General features: G+C 74.2%; 12 protein-coding genes. 3 read left to right on the top strand and 9 right to left on the bottom strand.

The genetic code is table 11. The annotated features are described in order from the left end of the window. Window positions 1-109 precede the first annotated feature (109 nt). From KBX00_RS23095 to KBX00_RS23110, 4 genes are all read right to left on the bottom strand, one after another. On the bottom strand, window positions 110-1,399 hold the full coding sequence (locus tag KBX00_RS23095) for a DUF2314 domain-containing protein (protein ID WP_210830158.1): 1,290 nt from the start codon (window positions 1,397-1,399) through the stop codon (window positions 110-112). A gap of 67 nt (window positions 1,400-1,466) precedes the next feature. Further along, on the bottom strand, window positions 1,467-2,240 hold the full coding sequence (locus tag KBX00_RS23100) for an adenosylcobinamide-GDP ribazoletransferase (protein ID WP_210830159.1): 774 nt from the start codon (window positions 2,238-2,240) through the stop codon (window positions 1,467-1,469). Then, window positions 2,230-4,131, bottom strand: coding sequence for a bifunctional adenosylcobinamide kinase/adenosylcobinamide-phosphate guanylyltransferase (gene cobU, locus KBX00_RS23105; protein ID WP_210830160.1), 1,902 nt, complete (start codon window positions 4,129-4,131; stop codon window positions 2,230-2,232). Before cobU ends, KBX00_RS23100 begins: the two co-directional genes overlap by 11 nt. A gap of 74 nt (window positions 4,132-4,205) precedes the next feature. Then, the gene (locus KBX00_RS23110) at window positions 4,206-4,412 is read right to left on the bottom strand and encodes a hypothetical protein (protein WP_210830161.1); all 207 of its coding nucleotides are present in this window, start codon (window positions 4,410-4,412) and stop codon (window positions 4,206-4,208) included. Between the two features lie 181 nt (window positions 4,413-4,593). Here KBX00_RS23110 and KBX00_RS23115 point away from each other — a divergent pair, with 181 nt between their 5' ends. Both KBX00_RS23115 and KBX00_RS23120 read left to right on the top strand, forming a co-directional pair. Continuing rightward, window positions 4,594-4,794 (top strand): hypothetical protein, encoded by a 201-nt coding sequence (locus KBX00_RS23115; RefSeq protein ID WP_210830162.1) that lies wholly within the window; start codon window positions 4,594-4,596, stop codon window positions 4,792-4,794. Then, complete coding sequence (locus KBX00_RS23120) at window positions 4,794-5,585, top strand: site-2 protease family protein (protein WP_210830163.1); 792 nt, start codon at window positions 4,794-4,796, stop codon at window positions 5,583-5,585. Before KBX00_RS23115 ends, KBX00_RS23120 begins: the two co-directional genes overlap by 1 nt. Before the next feature lie 53 nt (window positions 5,586-5,638). On the opposite strand, the gene KBX00_RS23125 is transcribed toward KBX00_RS23120, so the two are convergent. Beyond that, on the bottom strand, window positions 5,639-6,637 hold the full coding sequence (locus tag KBX00_RS23125; RefSeq protein ID WP_210830164.1) for an aldo/keto reductase family protein: 999 nt from the start codon (window positions 6,635-6,637) through the stop codon (window positions 5,639-5,641). Between the two features lie 45 nt (window positions 6,638-6,682). Beyond that, the gene (locus KBX00_RS23130) at window positions 6,683-7,348 is read right to left on the bottom strand and encodes a TetR/AcrR family transcriptional regulator (protein ID WP_210830165.1); all 666 of its coding nucleotides are present in this window, start codon (window positions 7,346-7,348) and stop codon (window positions 6,683-6,685) included. Window positions 7,349-7,456: 108 nt separating this feature from the next. Between KBX00_RS23130 and KBX00_RS23135 the strand changes: the two genes are divergently transcribed. Continuing rightward, a complete protein-coding gene (locus KBX00_RS23135) occupies window positions 7,457-7,969 on the top strand; it encodes a quercetin 2,3-dioxygenase (protein ID WP_210830166.1) in 513 nt (170 codons plus the stop codon). Between the two features lie 275 nt (window positions 7,970-8,244). Here KBX00_RS23135 and KBX00_RS29440 read toward each other — a convergent pair whose 3' ends face one another. From KBX00_RS29440 to murA, 3 genes are all read right to left on the bottom strand, one after another. Next, entirely contained in the window at window positions 8,245-12,402 is a 4,158-nt protein-coding gene (locus KBX00_RS29440) for a WG repeat-containing protein (RefSeq protein WP_301548456.1), read from the bottom strand. Window positions 12,403-12,845: 443 nt separating this feature from the next. Next, entirely contained in the window at window positions 12,846-13,451 is a 606-nt protein-coding gene (locus KBX00_RS23145; RefSeq protein WP_210830167.1) for a DUF3043 domain-containing protein, read from the bottom strand. Between the two features lie 79 nt (window positions 13,452-13,530). Further along, a complete protein-coding gene (gene murA, locus KBX00_RS23150) occupies window positions 13,531-14,886 on the bottom strand; it encodes a UDP-N-acetylglucosamine 1-carboxyvinyltransferase (RefSeq protein WP_210830215.1) in 1,356 nt (451 codons plus the stop codon). Window positions 14,887-15,107: the final 221 nt, after the last annotated feature.

Genomic DNA, 15,107 nt, shown 5'->3' on the forward strand with positions numbered 1-15,107 from the left:
AGTCCCTGCTGATCATGAAGTTGTTGTCGCGCCACGCCGGCGCGGGTGACAACAACTTCATGATCAACGGCGACAGAGACGGGGTGGGTGGGAGAGGGCCGGGGTGGGTTTAGGGGGTGGGGGGTTGGCCGGCGTCCAGGACGGCTTGGGTCCAGCCGCCTTCGATGACGCCGTCGGCGTTCAGCACGGCCCAGTCGACGATGTCGGTGGTCTCCACCACGACGGGGGAGCCGATGCGCACGGTGGGGTCGGTGTTGGCGTCGCTGGCGCTGGCGCCGACGATCCGGTCCGGGGAGTCCCAGTCCGTCACGCCGGCCCAGACGTACTCCGGGCCGTCGTCGCCCGGTAGCCCGTACTTGACCACCAGCTGCGTCTCCGGCGGCAGCTGACCGTCGCGGAACCGGACCCGGATGTCCGCCAGTCCGGCGCGGGCGGTGGCGATCGCCCGGCTCATCGCGTCACCCGAGCGGGCGTACCGCACGTCGGGCTGGATGCCCGAGAAGAGCGTGGCGCAGGCGTTGGCGAAGTAACGCCCGGCGGGGCCGGGGTGCCCGGCCGGTGGGCGCAGGCTGAGGAAGGAGTCGGCGTCCGGGTCGGTGGCCGGGTCCAGCTCCAGGCGGAGCAGCACCGGCGCGGTCGCCCCGTGCTGTTCCGGATTGCCGTACGCCACCGCTATGTCGTGGCCGGTCACCGTGGCCAGCACCGGTAGCTGCACGAACGCCGGCACCTCCGCGCCGGCCAGCCCGTCGGTCCAGTCCCGCAGCAGGCGTCGGGCGGCACCGGTCATCACCGCGCCCCAGGCCCGGGTGAGATGGTCGGGCACCCCCTGGGTCTGCAGCTCCAGCAGGCCGAAGCGGCGTAGCCCCTTGGTGGTGAACCAGAGCCCCTCGGCGTCCGACGAGTAGGGCACCAGCACCCAGTCGACCAGCCGAACCCGGCCCTGCGCGTCGGGCAACGAGCGCAGCGCCGTGGCCGGGTCGAGGAACTGCAGGCCGAATACGTCCACCACGTCACCGCCCACCGCCTCGGCGACCGCCGCGGCCACCGCCCGCGCGGCCCACTCGTGGGCGGGCGGCCAGCCCGGCCGGTACTCCGCCTGCACCACCACCAGGTGGGTCGCGGCGGCCAGCCGGTCCAGCTGCGCCTCGCTGGCCCCGAACGCGGTGAGCAGGTCCGGCGGCAGCTCGGGAAACTCGCCGACCGGCCGGATGTCGACGCTCATCAGCGGGCTGTCCAGCATCTGCCGGGCCAGCCCGTACACCGGCTCGGCGAGCCGGCCGGCCAACGTCCCGACGGCCGTCCGGGCGGTCACCGACGGCAGCCCGGCCGTCGGCACCAGATAGGTCGCGTTGAGCGACTCCGGGACCGGAACGGGCAGGAAGTCGTCGGTGATGAGCATGTCGCCCCCCGGGTGGCCGCGCCGGTGCTGTCGTCGCAGGTACGCTACCCGCCGCCGGGCCACCGACTCAGCCGGACAGCACCAGTCCCAGGTAGACGAGCGTGGTGACCAGCTCGACGGTGGCGCCCAGCACGTCGCCGGTGATCCCGCCGAGGCGGCGTACCACGTGCCGCAGCAGCCCGGCCGCGACGGCGAGCGCCGCCAGCACGACCAGCGGGCCCTGCCACGGCCGGTGCGGCACCGCCGCGATCGCCAGCAGCGCGACGGCGGCGGTGGCGACGGCCAGCGCGACCGGCCCGACGCTGCCGGCGACCAGCGCCCCCAGCCCCTCCGGTCGCGCCGCCGGCACCCCACGCCGGCAGGCCAGCGTCACCCCGAGCCGCCCCGCCGCGGTGGCCGTCAGCACGGCCGCGAACACCGCCGGACGGGACCGACCGGCCAGCTCGGCCAGCGCCGCGGCCTGCACCAGCAGGACGAGCACCAGGGCGACCACGCCGAAGGGCCCCACGTCGGGCTTCTTCATGATCTCCAGGGCGGCCGGTCCGCGCCGGTACGACCCGAGCGCGTCCACGGTGTCGGCCAGCCCGTCCAGGTGCAGCCCCCGGGTGAGCAGGGCGGCCGCCGCGACGGTCACCCCGGCGGCGACCAGCGGCGCGGTGCCGGCGGCCAGCAACAGCAGTACGCCGGCCAGCGGCACGCCGAGCAGCACGCCGACCGCCGGGGCGAGCGTCATCGCCGTACCGGCGATGGCCCGGTCGACCCGGCCGACGCGCAGCGGCAGGATGGTGAGGGTGGTCAGCGCCAGCCGCGCCCCGTCGCCGAGCCGGGGCTCAGCCGGCACGCGCGGCGGAGGTCTCCGCCGGCTCGGCGGCCGGCGCGGTGGTGGTCGGGCCGGGCCCATCGGGCTCCGGCTCGTGGAAGTCGGGCTCCGGTTCCTCGATCGGACCCGGCTCGTTGCCCTCGCCGTCGTCGCCCCCGGGGCGGGGCGGCAGCGTGGCGGCCAGCGCCAGCGCCGACCGCAGCAGCGGCAGCACGGTGAGTGCGTTCGCCCCCTCGCCGAGGTCGAGCCGCAACTGGGTCAACGGATCCAGGCCGAGCACGTCGGCGGCGAGCCGGACGGCCGGATGACCGCCGTCGTCGGCCAGCAGGCACCAGTGCCGGGCCTGCCCGGCCAGGTCCCGACTGATCAGCGCGGCGGCCACCCCGACCGGCCCGTCCAGCAGCACCGGCAGCTGGCGGGCCGTCGCACCCAGCAGGATGCCGGTGGCGACGGCGATGTCCCCGCCGCCCAACTCGGCGAGCACGTCGACGGAGTCCCGGGACGCTCGACGGGTGCGGTGCAGGGCGTCGCGGACCGCGGCGCAGCGGGCCATCCAGGCCACGTCGTCGAGCCGGCCGTCCGTGGTGACCACCCGGGCCAGCACCGCGGGCGGTTCGGCGCCGGCGGTCGCGGCCAGCACCGCCGCGGCGGTGGCCTCGGTGCCGGCGCCGCACGCGGCCAGCACCAGCAGCTGTACGCCGGCGTCCGCCGCCTCCTCGGCCAGCCGCCAGCCGTAGCGTAGGGCCGAGTTCACCTGATCGGTGCCGAGCGCCGGGCCGTGTTCGATGGGCGCGGCGGCGGGGGCGTCCACCACCTGAAGGCTCGCCCCGCTCTCGGCGGCCAGCCGGGCGAGCACGCCCTGTCCGGCTCGGGCCTGCTCGGCCCGGCGGGCCGACTCACCGGCCGTCGTGCCGGCGGCGACGCCGCCCGCGTGGTCGCCGTGCACCAGCAGCACCCGCACGGCCCGCCACGGGGCCGGGGTGGGGGTGCCCTGGGTGGCGGCGGCGAACGAGATCACCTGCTGCAGCGCACCGAGCCCGGTGCCCGGCACGTCCAGGCTCGCCAGCCGATCGACGGCCTGCGGGCCGGCGTACTCGTCGGGCATCGGCAGGTCCATGCCGGGCTGGATGACCAGGCCCGTAGCGGTCACCGGGAGGGCTGTCGTGGGCCCCGTCCAGCCGGTGCCGACGGTCTCGGCGGCGCGCTCGGTGGGCACCTGCGGGTTGGTCACCGGAGGCGAACCGGGCAGCGGCGGACCATCGGGGGCGACCGACGACTCGCCGGTCGGGCCGGCCTGGGTGGGCACGGTGGCACCGGAAGCTGGTGCGGCGGGAACGGCCGGCGGCGTGTCGGCGGAGGTGGGTTGGGCGGCGGGCTTCAACCGGCACGGCTGGCCGGCGACCACCAGGACCACCGTGTCGCAGGCGTCCGCGACGGCACGGTTGACCGCGCCGAGGGCGTCGGTGAACGCCCGGCCCAGCGGTGTGGTGGGTACCAGGGAGAGCCCGACCTCGGGGCTGACCAGCACCAGCCGCGCGGCGCAGGACCGCACGGCGGCGGCCAGTTCGTCGATGGTGGCGGTGTCGTCGGCCGGCTGGTGTGCCGGGTCGAGCAGGACCGTCACCCAGCCGCCGAGGTCGTCGACGAGCAGGGTGTCCTCCGGTCGGGCGGTGGAGATCACGTCGGCGAGGCGACGCGGGTCGGCCGCGGTCTCCTCGGTGCTCCAGGTGGCGGGCCGGCGGGTGCGGTGTGCGGCGATACGCGCGGCCCACTCGGGGTCGTCTCCCGGGTCGGCGGCGGTCGCCAGGTAGCGGACCGTGGTCGCGTCGGCGACCAGGGACTCGGCGAATTCCGACTTGCCGGACCGGATGCCGCCGAGAACCAGAAGCGTGTTCCACCCGTCAAGGGACATGCTGCGTACCTTACGTCGCGCGGGAGGGCCGACGGACCGCAGGTGGGGCACCGCGCCGCCGGCCCATGGTGCGGTCAGTGCCGTTCGGGGGCCCGGTACCTGACGTCGTTGGGGTTGACGTCCGCCGGCTTGGGATCCTCCTGCCAGGCCCCCTCGCCCGGGCGGGCCTGCAGGGCGTCGATGAGTTCCTCCCGGTCCATCTCCCGCGCGCCTACGATGCCGCCGCGCACCGCGATGTCGCGCAGCTCCGCCGTGTCCATCTGCGGGATCGGTGTCGTCATTTGTCGCCTCCATGTGCGTCGGGTTCCTGAACGACATACCCGGCCGCGGCAGGGTCAGTCTCGCCCGGGGCGCGGCACCGGCCGCCGATCGCCGCCCGTGGCCCGGTCGTCGGTGCTGCGGTACGACTACGCTGGCGGAGGTCCGTCCCATGGGGCAGCAGCGGCGAGGGGAGACGCGCACATGGCGTGGAGCTGGCGGTACGAGGGCGCGAACGGCGAGTCGGTCGACGGACCGGCCGAGTCGTTCGGCAGCCAGGCGGATGCCGAGTCCTGGATCGGTCAGTCCTGGCGGGAACTCGCGGCGTCCGGCGTCACCTCGGTCGCGCTCCTCGAGGACGATCGGGTGGAGTACCGGATGAGCCTGCTGCCCGCGGCGGAGTGATGACTCCCAGGGACTCCGAGCCGCTGGTGCTCGGGGTGCCCCGGGCGGCCTTCCGGCCCAGCCCGGTCTTCCTGGCGCTTGTCGCCCTGCTGGTGGCAAGCGCCGTGCTGACCTGGCACGGAATCGGCAACGTCCGGCTCACCGTGTTCGGCTTCGTCGTCTCCGGCTGGCTGGTCTCGTTGTGCCTGCACGAGTACGCCCACGCCGTGGTGGCCTACCGCAGCGGTGACCGGGGGGTGGCCCACCGCGGTTACCTGACGCTGAACCCGTTGAAGTACAGCCACCCGTTGCTGTCCATCGCGCTGCCGGTGGTAGTGGTGCTGCTCGGCGGGATCGGCCTGCCCGGTGGCGCCGTATGGGTGGACCGGCACGTCATTCCGGGGCGGTTACGGCACACCCTGGTCAGCCTCGCCGGACCCGCCACGAACGTGCTGTTCGCCCTGGTGCTGGTGGTGGTGCTGCGGCTCGGCGCGGCCGGCGGCGGGCCGGTGGAGTTCTGGGCGGCGGTAGCCCTGCTGGCCTTCCTCCAGATCACCGCGAGCCTGCTCAACCTGCTGCCGGTGCCCGGGTTGGACGGTGGGAACATGATCCAGCCGTGGCTGACCTCGCCGTACCGGCGGATGTACGACCTGTTCGCGCCGTACGGGTTCATCCTGCTCTTCGCGTTGCTGTGGAACCCGACGATCGGCGGCTGGTTCTTCACCGCCGTCTTCGCCATCGGCGACCTGCTCGGCCTGCCGCCGTGGCTGTACGCGACCGGGCTCGACCTGATCCGCTTCTGGCAGGGCTGAGCCCAGCCGAGACGCCCGGCCGGCGTGCGGTGCGCCGGCCGGGCACAGTGCGGTCAGGGCCGTTCGGCCGGTGACTCGGTACGCGCCGGGTCCCGCTCGGTCACCGGCTCGACGATCTCGTCGATCGCCTTGAGCAGGCCGGCGTCGAGCTTGACGCCGGCCGCCTTGACGTTGTCGTGCACCTGGTCGGGGCGCGACGCGCCGATGATGGCCGACGACACGTTGGGGTTCTGCAGCACCCAGGCGATGGCCAGCTGGGGCATGGTCAGCCCGGCCTGGTCGGCCAGCGGCTTGAGCTGCTGCACCCGGGTCAGCACGTCGTCGGTCAGCCACTTGGCGATGAAGCCCGCACCGGACTTCTCGTCGGTGGCCCGGGAACCGGCCGGTGGCGGCTGGCCGGGCAGGTACTTGCCGGAGAGCACCCCCTGGGCCATCGGCGACCAGACGATCTGCCCGAGGCCCAGCTCCTCGCTGGTGGGGATGACCTCGCTCTCGATGACCCGCCAGAGCATCGAGTACTGCGGCTGGCTGGACACCAGCGGGATGCGCAGCTCCCGGGCGAGGCCGTGTGCCTCGCGGATCTGCGACGCCTTCCACTCGGAGACACCGATGTAGTGCGCCTTGCCGGAGTGCACGACGTCGGCGAACGCCTCCATCGTCTCCTCCAGCGGGGTGCTGTAGTCGTACCGGTGGGCCTGGTAGAGGTCCACGTAGTCGGTACGCAGCCGGCGCAGCGATCCGTTGATCGACTCCATGATGTGCTTCCGGGACAGGCCCCGGTCGTTGCGGCCCGGCCCGGTGGGCCAGTACACCTTGGTGAAGATCTCCAGGCCCTCGCGCCGCTCCTGCTGAAGCGCCCGGCCGAGGACGTCCTCGGCGCGGGTGCCGGCGTACACGTCGGCGGTGTCGAAGGTGGTGATGCCGGCGTCGAGGGCGGCTCGCACGCAGGCGAACGCCGCGTCCTCCTCGACCTGCGAACCGTGGGTGATCCAGTTGCCGTACGAGATCTCACTGACCATGAGGCCGGAGCGGCCCAGGTGTCGGAATTCCATGCTCTGACCCTAGCCCGCCCTGGTGAACCCGGCAGGCGGCGGTGATCAGTCGGGGTCGGACAGCAGGGCGTGGCGCAGGCTGCGGCCGAGCCAGCGCCGGAAGGTCTCCTCGTGCCAGCCGCGCTCCAGCACCAGTGCGCCGTAGTGCGCCGGGTCGTTGTAGAACCACACCTCGTCGATGGCGGCCTCGACGTCGGAGCCGTGGCGCAACCGCGCGTCCAGGGCGCACATCCGCTCGACCACCATCGTCGCGCCGAGCCGCCGGTTGCGCAGCAGCATCTGCCAGACGTCGGCCACCTCGGGGCTGCCGTCGGCGGCCCGCCGGACGGTTTCGAACACCCGGGTGGTCCGGGCGCCGATCAGGGTGCACACCCCGGCGTACGCGTCGAGCACCTCGCCTCCGCTGGCAGCCTCCCAGACCGGCCGGTACCAGGGGCGTTGCGCCACCGGCACCGGCTCGTCGTCGCCGGCGAGCGCCTCGTCGAGCACCTGGCGCAGCAGCGCCGCCTTGGATCCGAACGCGGCGAACACGGTGGGCCGGGCCACCCCGGCCGCGGCTGCCACGTCGGCAAGGGACGTGCCCGTGTAACCCCGCGCGACGAAGAGGTCGGTCGCCGCCGCGACCACGGCCTGTCGGGTGCGGCGGGCGTTCTCCTCGCGGATCCGGGACCGGTACGGCCTGGTCGGTTTTCCGTCCTTGACTTCATCCATGGCGTCGTCATACTAGCAATGTATTCACTAGACTCCCAGATATCGAATAGCGGATGGCTATCCAATAGCTGGCAGTCCACCGAAGACGGCTGATCCTGGGAGGCACCCATGTCCGTCCATCCGTTCGTACGCCGGCCCGACGACGGGGAGGCGTACTGGTTCCTGGGCAACCTGGTCACGGTCAAGGCGACCGGTGCGCAGACCGGCGGTCGGCTCACCGCGGTCGAGTTCGTCAACCCGCCCGGCTTCGCCCCACCGCTGCACCGGCACCAGGTCGAGGACGAGATGTTCTACCTGCTGTCCGGCACCGCGACGTTCTACTGCGACGACTCGGTGCTGACCGCCGCACCGGGCGATTTCGTGCTGCTACCGGCGGGCCTGCCGCACACCTTCGTGGTCGGTCCGGACGAACCGCTGCGGGTGCTGCAACTGACCACTCCCGCCGGTTTCGAGGAGTACGTCGCCGAGGTCGGGGTGCCGGCGGCGGAGCGTCGCCTGCCGGATCCGGCACCGATCGATCCGGCCGCGCTCGGGCACGCCTCCGCGCGGCACGGGATCGAACTGTTGGGACCGCCACCCGGCCACCAGCCGACCGGCCCGGCCCACCAGCCAGTGCCGTGACCGCCTCCGGTGCACGCCCGGGGCGGTCGACCTCCGGTGACCGCCCGCGCAGCCGCCGGGTCGTCTCCCGCGTCCCCGGTCACCAGCGCACTTCCGGCCCCGCCCACCACCGGCGCCTGCCGCCTTCCCGCACCGATGGCCGCCACCCGTGCCAGGTGGGACCCAAGACCGGGCAGGCTCGGGTGCGCCGGGCCCGGACGCGGTCGGTAGCGCCGGCCTGATCCCGCGCCGCGACCGGCCCACCGGTGGCGGCGCGGCGACAACGGGCCGCGGTCTCAGAGCACCGGGTTGGCGTCGGCGAGCAGCCCGTCGATCTCGGCGACCACCGCGCCCGGGTGATGGAACATCGGGTCGATCAACGACTCGCCCCGCCGGTCCAACGCACCCCAGTTCCCGGCGCTGTTGGTGGCCAGGAAGGCGACCGGGTGGATCAGCAACGCCGGGTGCGCCGGCGCGACGATCACCTGCCCGCCACGGTCCACCACGCCCTTGCGGCCAGCCAGGTCCACCACGGCCAGCCCCTCCTCGGTGAAGCCGTCGACGTAGTGGCCGCCGGCGAGGGTGGTGTGGAAGCCGTGGTAGCGGGTCGGCACCACGATCCGGCCGGTGCGGTCGACGGCGCCCCAGCCCTCCCGGCGGACCACCGCCACACCCTTGTGGAAGGGCCGCACGTCGGCGAAACCCGGCGGCACCGCCACCGCACCGGTGGTGTCGACGGCGTGCCACCCGCTCTCGTCGCGCACCACCCACGCCAGCCCGTCGGAGAACGGCCGAGCCGCCAGGTAGGTGGGTTCGAGCACCGTCTCGCCGGCCAGGTTGATCAACGACCACCGGTCGGTCTGCGGTCCGCGTACCCAGGCCAGGCCATCCCGGAACGGCTGTGCCTCCGCGTACGCGGCAGGCACCACCATGTCTCCCTCGGCGTCCGCGTAACCCCACAGGCCCTGGCCGCCGTCGCGAGCCGGCACCGGAGTCCGGTCGCGCTCCAACACCTCGTCCCAACTGCGCGGGTACGGCCCGAAGCCACCCTCCTCGGCTCGGGTGGCGACCGCGTCGAGGCCGGTCCGGACCCGGTCCAGCAACTCGGCGTCCTGCTCGCCGCGCAGGTCCAGAGCCCGCTCGAAGTGATGGCAGGCCTCGATCAGCCGGCCCTGGTCGTAGCAGCAGCGGGCGGCGTGCTCGTGCAGCGCGGCGCGGAGCCGGTCAGGTAGTTCGATCGAGTTGGCCTCCGCGAACAGCCGGTCGGCCTCGGCGAATTCGCCGCGCCAGCGCAGGACGTGGGCCAGCCGGGCCTGGGCGAGCGCGGCCCGGCGCAACTCCCCGGTCGCCTCGGCGTAGGTCAGCGCCATCCGGCCGTCGGCCAGCGCGTCGTCCAGGTCGTCGAGCACCCGCGAGGCCACCGCGCGCAGGCTCAGCAGCCGGGCGCGGGACCGGTTGTCAAGCGCCGAGGCGAGCTTCTCGGTGAGCCGCTCCCGGACCTCCCGCAGCTCCTCCGGGTCGTCCACGACCTCCCGCAGAGTCACCGGGTCGAGACGCCAGCGGAAGCGGGCCAACACCTGTTCGGGATCGGCCGGTGCTTCCGGTACGGGCTCGTCGTCGGTCGCGCCCTCGGAGCCCTGCTCGTCGTCGGCCGGAGGTCCGGATTCCGCCGAGGTGCCGAGCATCGCCTCGACCGGGCCGCTGCCCTCGCCGACGTCACCGAACGAGGCGCTGGCGGCACGCTCGACGGCCTCGCCGGAGCGCCCGGTGCCACCGTCCGCGCCGGCGGTGGCCTCGTACCCGCTCTGGGGCTGGTCATCCGAGAGCGGAGGGCCGCCCGTCGGGGTGGGGGCCGGCGGCGCCGACACCGGCATGGCCGACACCGGCGCACCGAGGTCCGGCTCGCCGGGGTGTCCGGAGACCGGCGGTGCCGAAACGGGCGGCGCCGAGGTCGGCGGTGTCGAGGCATCCGGTGCGGGGACCGGCGGCTGCGAGACGGCGGGTGCGGAGGCCGGCGGCTCCGCGACGGGATACGCCAGGTCCGGCGGGGCCGGGGCGGCAGACGCCGAGACCGGCGACGCCGGGTCCGGCGGTCGGGCGGTCGGACGGTCGGGCGGTGACGGTGCGAACGGTGCGGAGTCGGGAGATGCCGGGGCGGGCGATGCGGGGGCAGCGTCGTCGTCGGGCGGTGTGCGGTAAGGGGGTGCCGGTCGGTCCGGTGCGGTGTAGGCGGGTGGCGCCGACACGGGCTCGGTGAGCGGATCGGGGCCGGTCGGTGCGGGCTGCTCCCGTGGCGGTGCGGCGGCGGGCGCGGCCTGCGCTGCGGCGGGCGGCTCGGCGGCGGGACCGAACCAGCTCTGCGTGCCCTCGGCGGCGGGACGGGCGGGCGCGGACGGCTCGGACGCTGGCGGAACGTACCGGGTCGGCTGGCGGGCCGCCGGTGGCCGCAGCACACCGGCGGCACTGTCGGCTCGCGCGTCCGGCGGCGGTCCGAGCGGTGCCGGATCGGCGACGGCCCCGGACATCCGCCCCGACGGCGCGGGCACGGGTGGCTGGCTGGGTGGTGCGGAGACCGGTCGGTGGGCCGGTGGTGCGGAGACGGGTGGCCGGCTGGGTGGTGCGGGGGCCGGTCGGTCGGCCGGCGGTGCGGAGCCCGGACGGGCCGGGGGCGGAGCGACGGGCGGTGCGGTGGCCACCGCGGGCGCCGGTGCCGGTGGTGGCGAGGCGACGACCGGTTGATCGTGCAGGGGAGCCGGACGGACCTGGTGCTCGTGCAACGGCGCGGGACGTACCTCGTGCTGGTGCAGCGGTGCCGGTCGGACGGCGTCCCCGGTCGGTGCCCGGTCGGCATCGGAGGCGGCGGCGGGCCGCTCCCGGCCCCGGCCGGGAAGGTCGGTCCGGTTGCGGTCGGGACGGCCGAGCGGAGCACGGTCCGGGGCCGGTCGGTAGTTCTCGTTGCGGTCCGCGACCGGCGCGGCGGGGCGAGGTTGTGGCGCGGGGTCGACCTCCGGCTGGAGGTGTTGCGGAGCAGGGGAGACCGGCCGGGCCCGGCCGGCTGCGGGGGAGACGGGACGGTCCCGCTCCGGGGCGGGTGAGACGGGATGGTCCGGCACCACCGACAGGTGACGGCGGCGCGGGTCCTGGTCGGGTGTCCCGGAGACGGGCCGCTCGGGGTCGGGCAGTGCAGCGGCCGGCCGGTCGACGAACCGCTCCGGTTCGGGACCGTCCGGTGGGCCGCTGGGTCGCCGGTCCTGCGGGGTCGGCCGCTGGTACTCACGATGGTCCCGCCCGCTGCTCGGCCGCAGTGGTCCGGGTGCCGGCCAGGGCAGGTCGCCGCGGGGCGGAGCACCGTACGCCTGCTGATCCGGCGTCGGCGGCTCCGGGCGACCCGGCCGGCGGTTCCGGTCCGGGCGGACCCACTCGTCGGACGCGGTACGGGCCGGCTCGTCGTCGACGTAGCCGTCCGGGTACGGCGCGGCGTCCGGGTCGCCGCCGCCGACAAAGTCGCTTCGGTAGCCGTCGACCACCGGGCCGTCGGCGCGGGCCGGCTGCCCGGGGTGGTGACTCCACTGGTAGCGGGGGCGCTGGGAGATGTCCTCGGGTGACCGGCGGTCGACACCGGCGGTCGGGCGGTGTGCGGCGGTGGGCCGAGGCGTCTCCTCGTCCGTCTCCGCCACCCAGCCGGGTTCCGGGCGGGCGGCCGGGGACACCGGTGCCCCGCGCCGGTACTCGTCCCGACCGGTCGGCTCGGCGCGGCGGCGCGGCCGGTCCGCGTACGGCTCGGGCTCGCGCTGGCCCCGTCGCTCCGGTTCGGGTCGTGGATACCGGTCGTCGCGCCGATCCGGGTCACGTCGTTCGGGCTCCCGGCGGGCGTGCCGCTGCGGGTCGCGTCGCGCGTACCGGTCGGGCTCGCGCTGGTCGCGAGCGCGGTCCGGGTCGCGCCGGTCGGATTCGCGCTGGTCTCGGCGGTCCAGGTACCGGTCCGGGTCGCGTTGGTCGCGGCGCGGTGGCGCGCCGGCGGCCTGCGGTCCGAAGTCCGACCAGACGACCCCGTCGCGGCCCCGGGCAGCATCGCCGTACGGCGAGCGCCGCCCCTCGGGCCGTGCCCGCTCGGTCCGGGAGCCGGGTGGCACCGACCGGTCGTACGGTTGCGAACCGTTCGGGCTCTCGGTGGGTCGACGGTCCGGGATCTCGTGCCGACCCGGCCAGCCGTCCGGCTCCTCGTCCCAGGACCGTCCGGTGTACGTGCCGTCGGGTCGGGTCGGCGCGAGTGGCGGCACCTCGGCACGTCCGACGGCGCTCGCGCGACCTCGTGCGGGCGGCGGCTGGTGCTCGACCCCGATGTCACCCGGGTAACGCTGGCCAGGGAACTGCGGCTGCCATTCGCTCGTCGGCTCGACGACCCAGGATGGCTCGGCGGGATCGTGCCACCGGTCGGCGTAGCCGCGACTCATCCGCCGGACCTGTCGCTACGGCCGGGACGCCGGCAGGCGGCACACGTCGCGACACGAGCTGTGGCCGGTCCGACGGACCGGCGACGATCGGGCCTTTCGCCACGGCCCGTGCCGCAACCCAGGGCCGGCGCCCGCTCGCTCACGGTCGCGCCCCGGTGGTCGGCTCGCGTCCGCTCGCTCACGGCGATGTCACCTCGTCGGAAATGGTCGCGCTGGGCACCCCGGAGGCCGGCGAAATCGCTCGTCCGGGCACCGAATGGCTGCGCATGGAGGGTAACGGCGCGGGCTCGGTCACCGCCACTGCGGCACCCTCGTCAACCCAAACGTTATCCTATTGATCCGGACATTTATCCCTATGCCGGTATCGGACTTCCGACGCTGCCGCACCCACCGTCAGCCGCTCGTCGCATTCGCCCGCGGCCCGGCGGTGGCCGGGCTCGCGGTCAGACCTGGTCGCCGATGGCGACCCGTGGCTCCGGCGTACGCAGCTTGCGGAAGGTGATCGCCCGCATGATCGCGTAGAGGTACAGCGACCCCATCCGTTGGGTGGACTTCGGGAACCGCTCACGGACCAGCTTCTTGATCTTGCGCGAGATGAGCACCGAGTCGACCACCACGCCCAGCGCCAGCGCACCCCAGAGCAGGTTGGAGGCCAACCGGATCACCGGGGGCATCGCCTGGTTCGAGCCGATCAGCACCACCAGTGCCCCGCCGAAGAACCAGGTGCCGACCGTACGCCGGGAGTCGACCACGTTGCGGGCCAGCAGCCGCTCCGGCCCCCGGTCCCGGGGACCGCCCTCCCGCCGGAACTCCGCGGCCGTCTCGGCGCGACGCTGCCGGCGCAGCGTCTTCGCCTCGTCCTTGCTCAGCGGCTTCGTCGCCCCGGCGGGTCGACGCCCGGTGACGGGCCGCTTCGGCGTCTGGCGACCCTTGGCCGGGGTGTAGGCACGGGACCGGGCGGCCTCGGCCTCCTCCTCCTGCGCCGGGGTCAGCGGCTCGGTGGCGGGATCGGCGAGGTCGGCGGACTTGCGACGAAACAGCGACGGCACGCGGCAAGGGTAGCCAACGCCGCGCGCCCGCCGCACATCGCGGTGCGGCGAACGCGCGGCGGGCGGCGTCGCGGACCGACTACGGTCGTTCCACGTGCGCGCCCAGGTCGGCGAGCTTGGCCTCGAAGTCCTCGTAGCCCCGGTTGATCAGGTCGACGCCGTAGACCCGGGAGGTGCCCTCGGCGGCGAGCGCGGCGATCAGGTGGCTGAAGCCCGCCCGCAGGTCGGGAATGACCAGGTCGGCGGCGTGCAGCTTGCTCGGACCGGCGATCACCGCGGAGTGCTTGAAGTTGCGCCGGCCGAAGCGGCACGGGGTGCCGCCCAGGCAGTCCCGGTACACCTGGATGTTCGCGCCCATCGAGTTCAGCGCCTCGGTGTAGCCGAGCCGCTGCTCGTAGACCGTCTCGTGGACGATGGACAGGCCGCGAGCCTGGGTCAGGGCGACCACCAGCGGCTGCTGCCAGTCGGTCATGAAGCCCGGGTGCACGTCGGTCTCCAGCGCGGTGGCCTGGAGTTCGCCGCCCGGGTGCCAGAAGCGGATGCCGCCCTCCTGCCCCGGCTGTCCCAGCCGAGGGGGACGGGTGTCGGTCACCTCGTACTCGCCGCCGACCGAGCGGAAGACGTTCAGGAAGGTCATCATGTCGGCCTGCTCGGCACCGAGCACCTCGACGTGACCCCGGGTGGCAAGCGCCGCCGCCGCCCAGCTCGCCGCCTCGATCCGGTCCGGGATCGGCCGGTGGGTGTAGCCGTGCAGTTTCGGTACGCCCTGGATCTCGATCACCCGGTCGGTGTGCACCTTGATGATCGCGCCCATCTTCTGCAGGACACAGATCAGGTCGACGATCTCCGGCTCCACCGCCGCGTTGCGCAGCTCGGTGACCCCCTCGGCCATCACCGCGGTCAGCAGCACCTGCTCGGTCGCGCCCACACTCGGGTAGGGCAGCGCGAACTTGGTGCCGTGCAGCCCGTTCGGCGCGGACAGGTGCAGCCCTTCGGGGGTCTTGTCGACGGTCGCACCGAACTCCCGCAGCGCCTGCAGGTGGAAGTCGATCGGCCGGGGCCCGATGTGGCAGCCGCCGAGGTCCGGAATGAAGGCGTGCCCGAGGCGGTGCAGCAGCGGCCCGCAGAACAGGATCGGGATCCGGCTGGAGCCGGCGTGCACGTTGATCTGATCGGTGCTGGCGCTCTCCACGTTGGCCGGGTCGAAGACCAGCTCACCGTCCTCGCCGCCGTCGGTGACCTTGACCCCGTGCAGCCCGAGCAGACCCCGGACGACCTCGACATCGCGGATCTTCGGCACGTCGAACAGCCGGCTCGGGCTGTCGCCGAGCAACGCGGCGACCATCGCCTTGGAGACCAGGTTCTTCGCACCGCGCACGCGGATCCGCCCTTGCAGCGGCGTGCCTCCGTGTACGACCAGGATGTCGTCGGTCAACGCAACCTCCAGCGCGTGCGTGCTGCCGTTTCGATGGATGGACACCACCGGTCTCGCTACCCGGGGTGCGACCGCGCGCAAACGCCCGCGCCCGCGTGTGTCGTCGCCCGGCAGCATAGCCCTCCGTGATGAGAATGGATCCGGTCACACCGCCTCGGAGGGCATTTATCGGTGATCCGGCACTTTCGCGTACACCGGACGTCACTGAGCGTGAGGGTCGG

The sequence above is a fragment of the Micromonospora sp. C95 genome (assembly GCF_018070465.1).
Lineage (GTDB): Bacteria > Actinomycetota > Actinomycetes > Mycobacteriales > Micromonosporaceae > Micromonospora.

Excerpts from the sequence above, each read along its gene's own strand:
- KBX00_RS23125 (WP_210830164.1), bottom strand. The coding sequence starts at position 6,637 with ATGGAATTCCGACACCTGGGCCGCTCCGGCCTCATGGTCAGTGAGATC.
- cobU (WP_210830160.1), bottom strand. The coding sequence starts at position 4,131 with ATGTCCCTTGACGGGTGGAACACGCTTCTGGTTCTCGGCGGCATCCGG.
- KBX00_RS29440 (WP_301548456.1), bottom strand. The coding sequence starts at position 12,402 with ATGAGTCGCGGCTACGCCGACCGGTGGCACGATCCCGCCGAGCCATCC.
- KBX00_RS23115 (WP_210830162.1), top strand. The coding sequence starts at position 4,594 with ATGGCGTGGAGCTGGCGGTACGAGGGCGCGAACGGCGAGTCGGTCGAC.
- KBX00_RS23095 (WP_210830158.1), bottom strand. The coding sequence starts at position 1,399 with ATGCTCATCACCGACGACTTCCTGCCCGTTCCGGTCCCGGAGTCGCTC.
- KBX00_RS23110 (WP_210830161.1), bottom strand. The coding sequence starts at position 4,412 with ATGACGACACCGATCCCGCAGATGGACACGGCGGAGCTGCGCGACATC.
- KBX00_RS23135 (WP_210830166.1), top strand. The coding sequence starts at position 7,457 with ATGTCCGTCCATCCGTTCGTACGCCGGCCCGACGACGGGGAGGCGTAC.
- KBX00_RS23120 (WP_210830163.1), top strand. The coding sequence starts at position 4,794 with ATGACTCCCAGGGACTCCGAGCCGCTGGTGCTCGGGGTGCCCCGGGCG.
- KBX00_RS23130 (WP_210830165.1), bottom strand. The coding sequence starts at position 7,348 with ATGGATGAAGTCAAGGACGGAAAACCGACCAGGCCGTACCGGTCCCGG.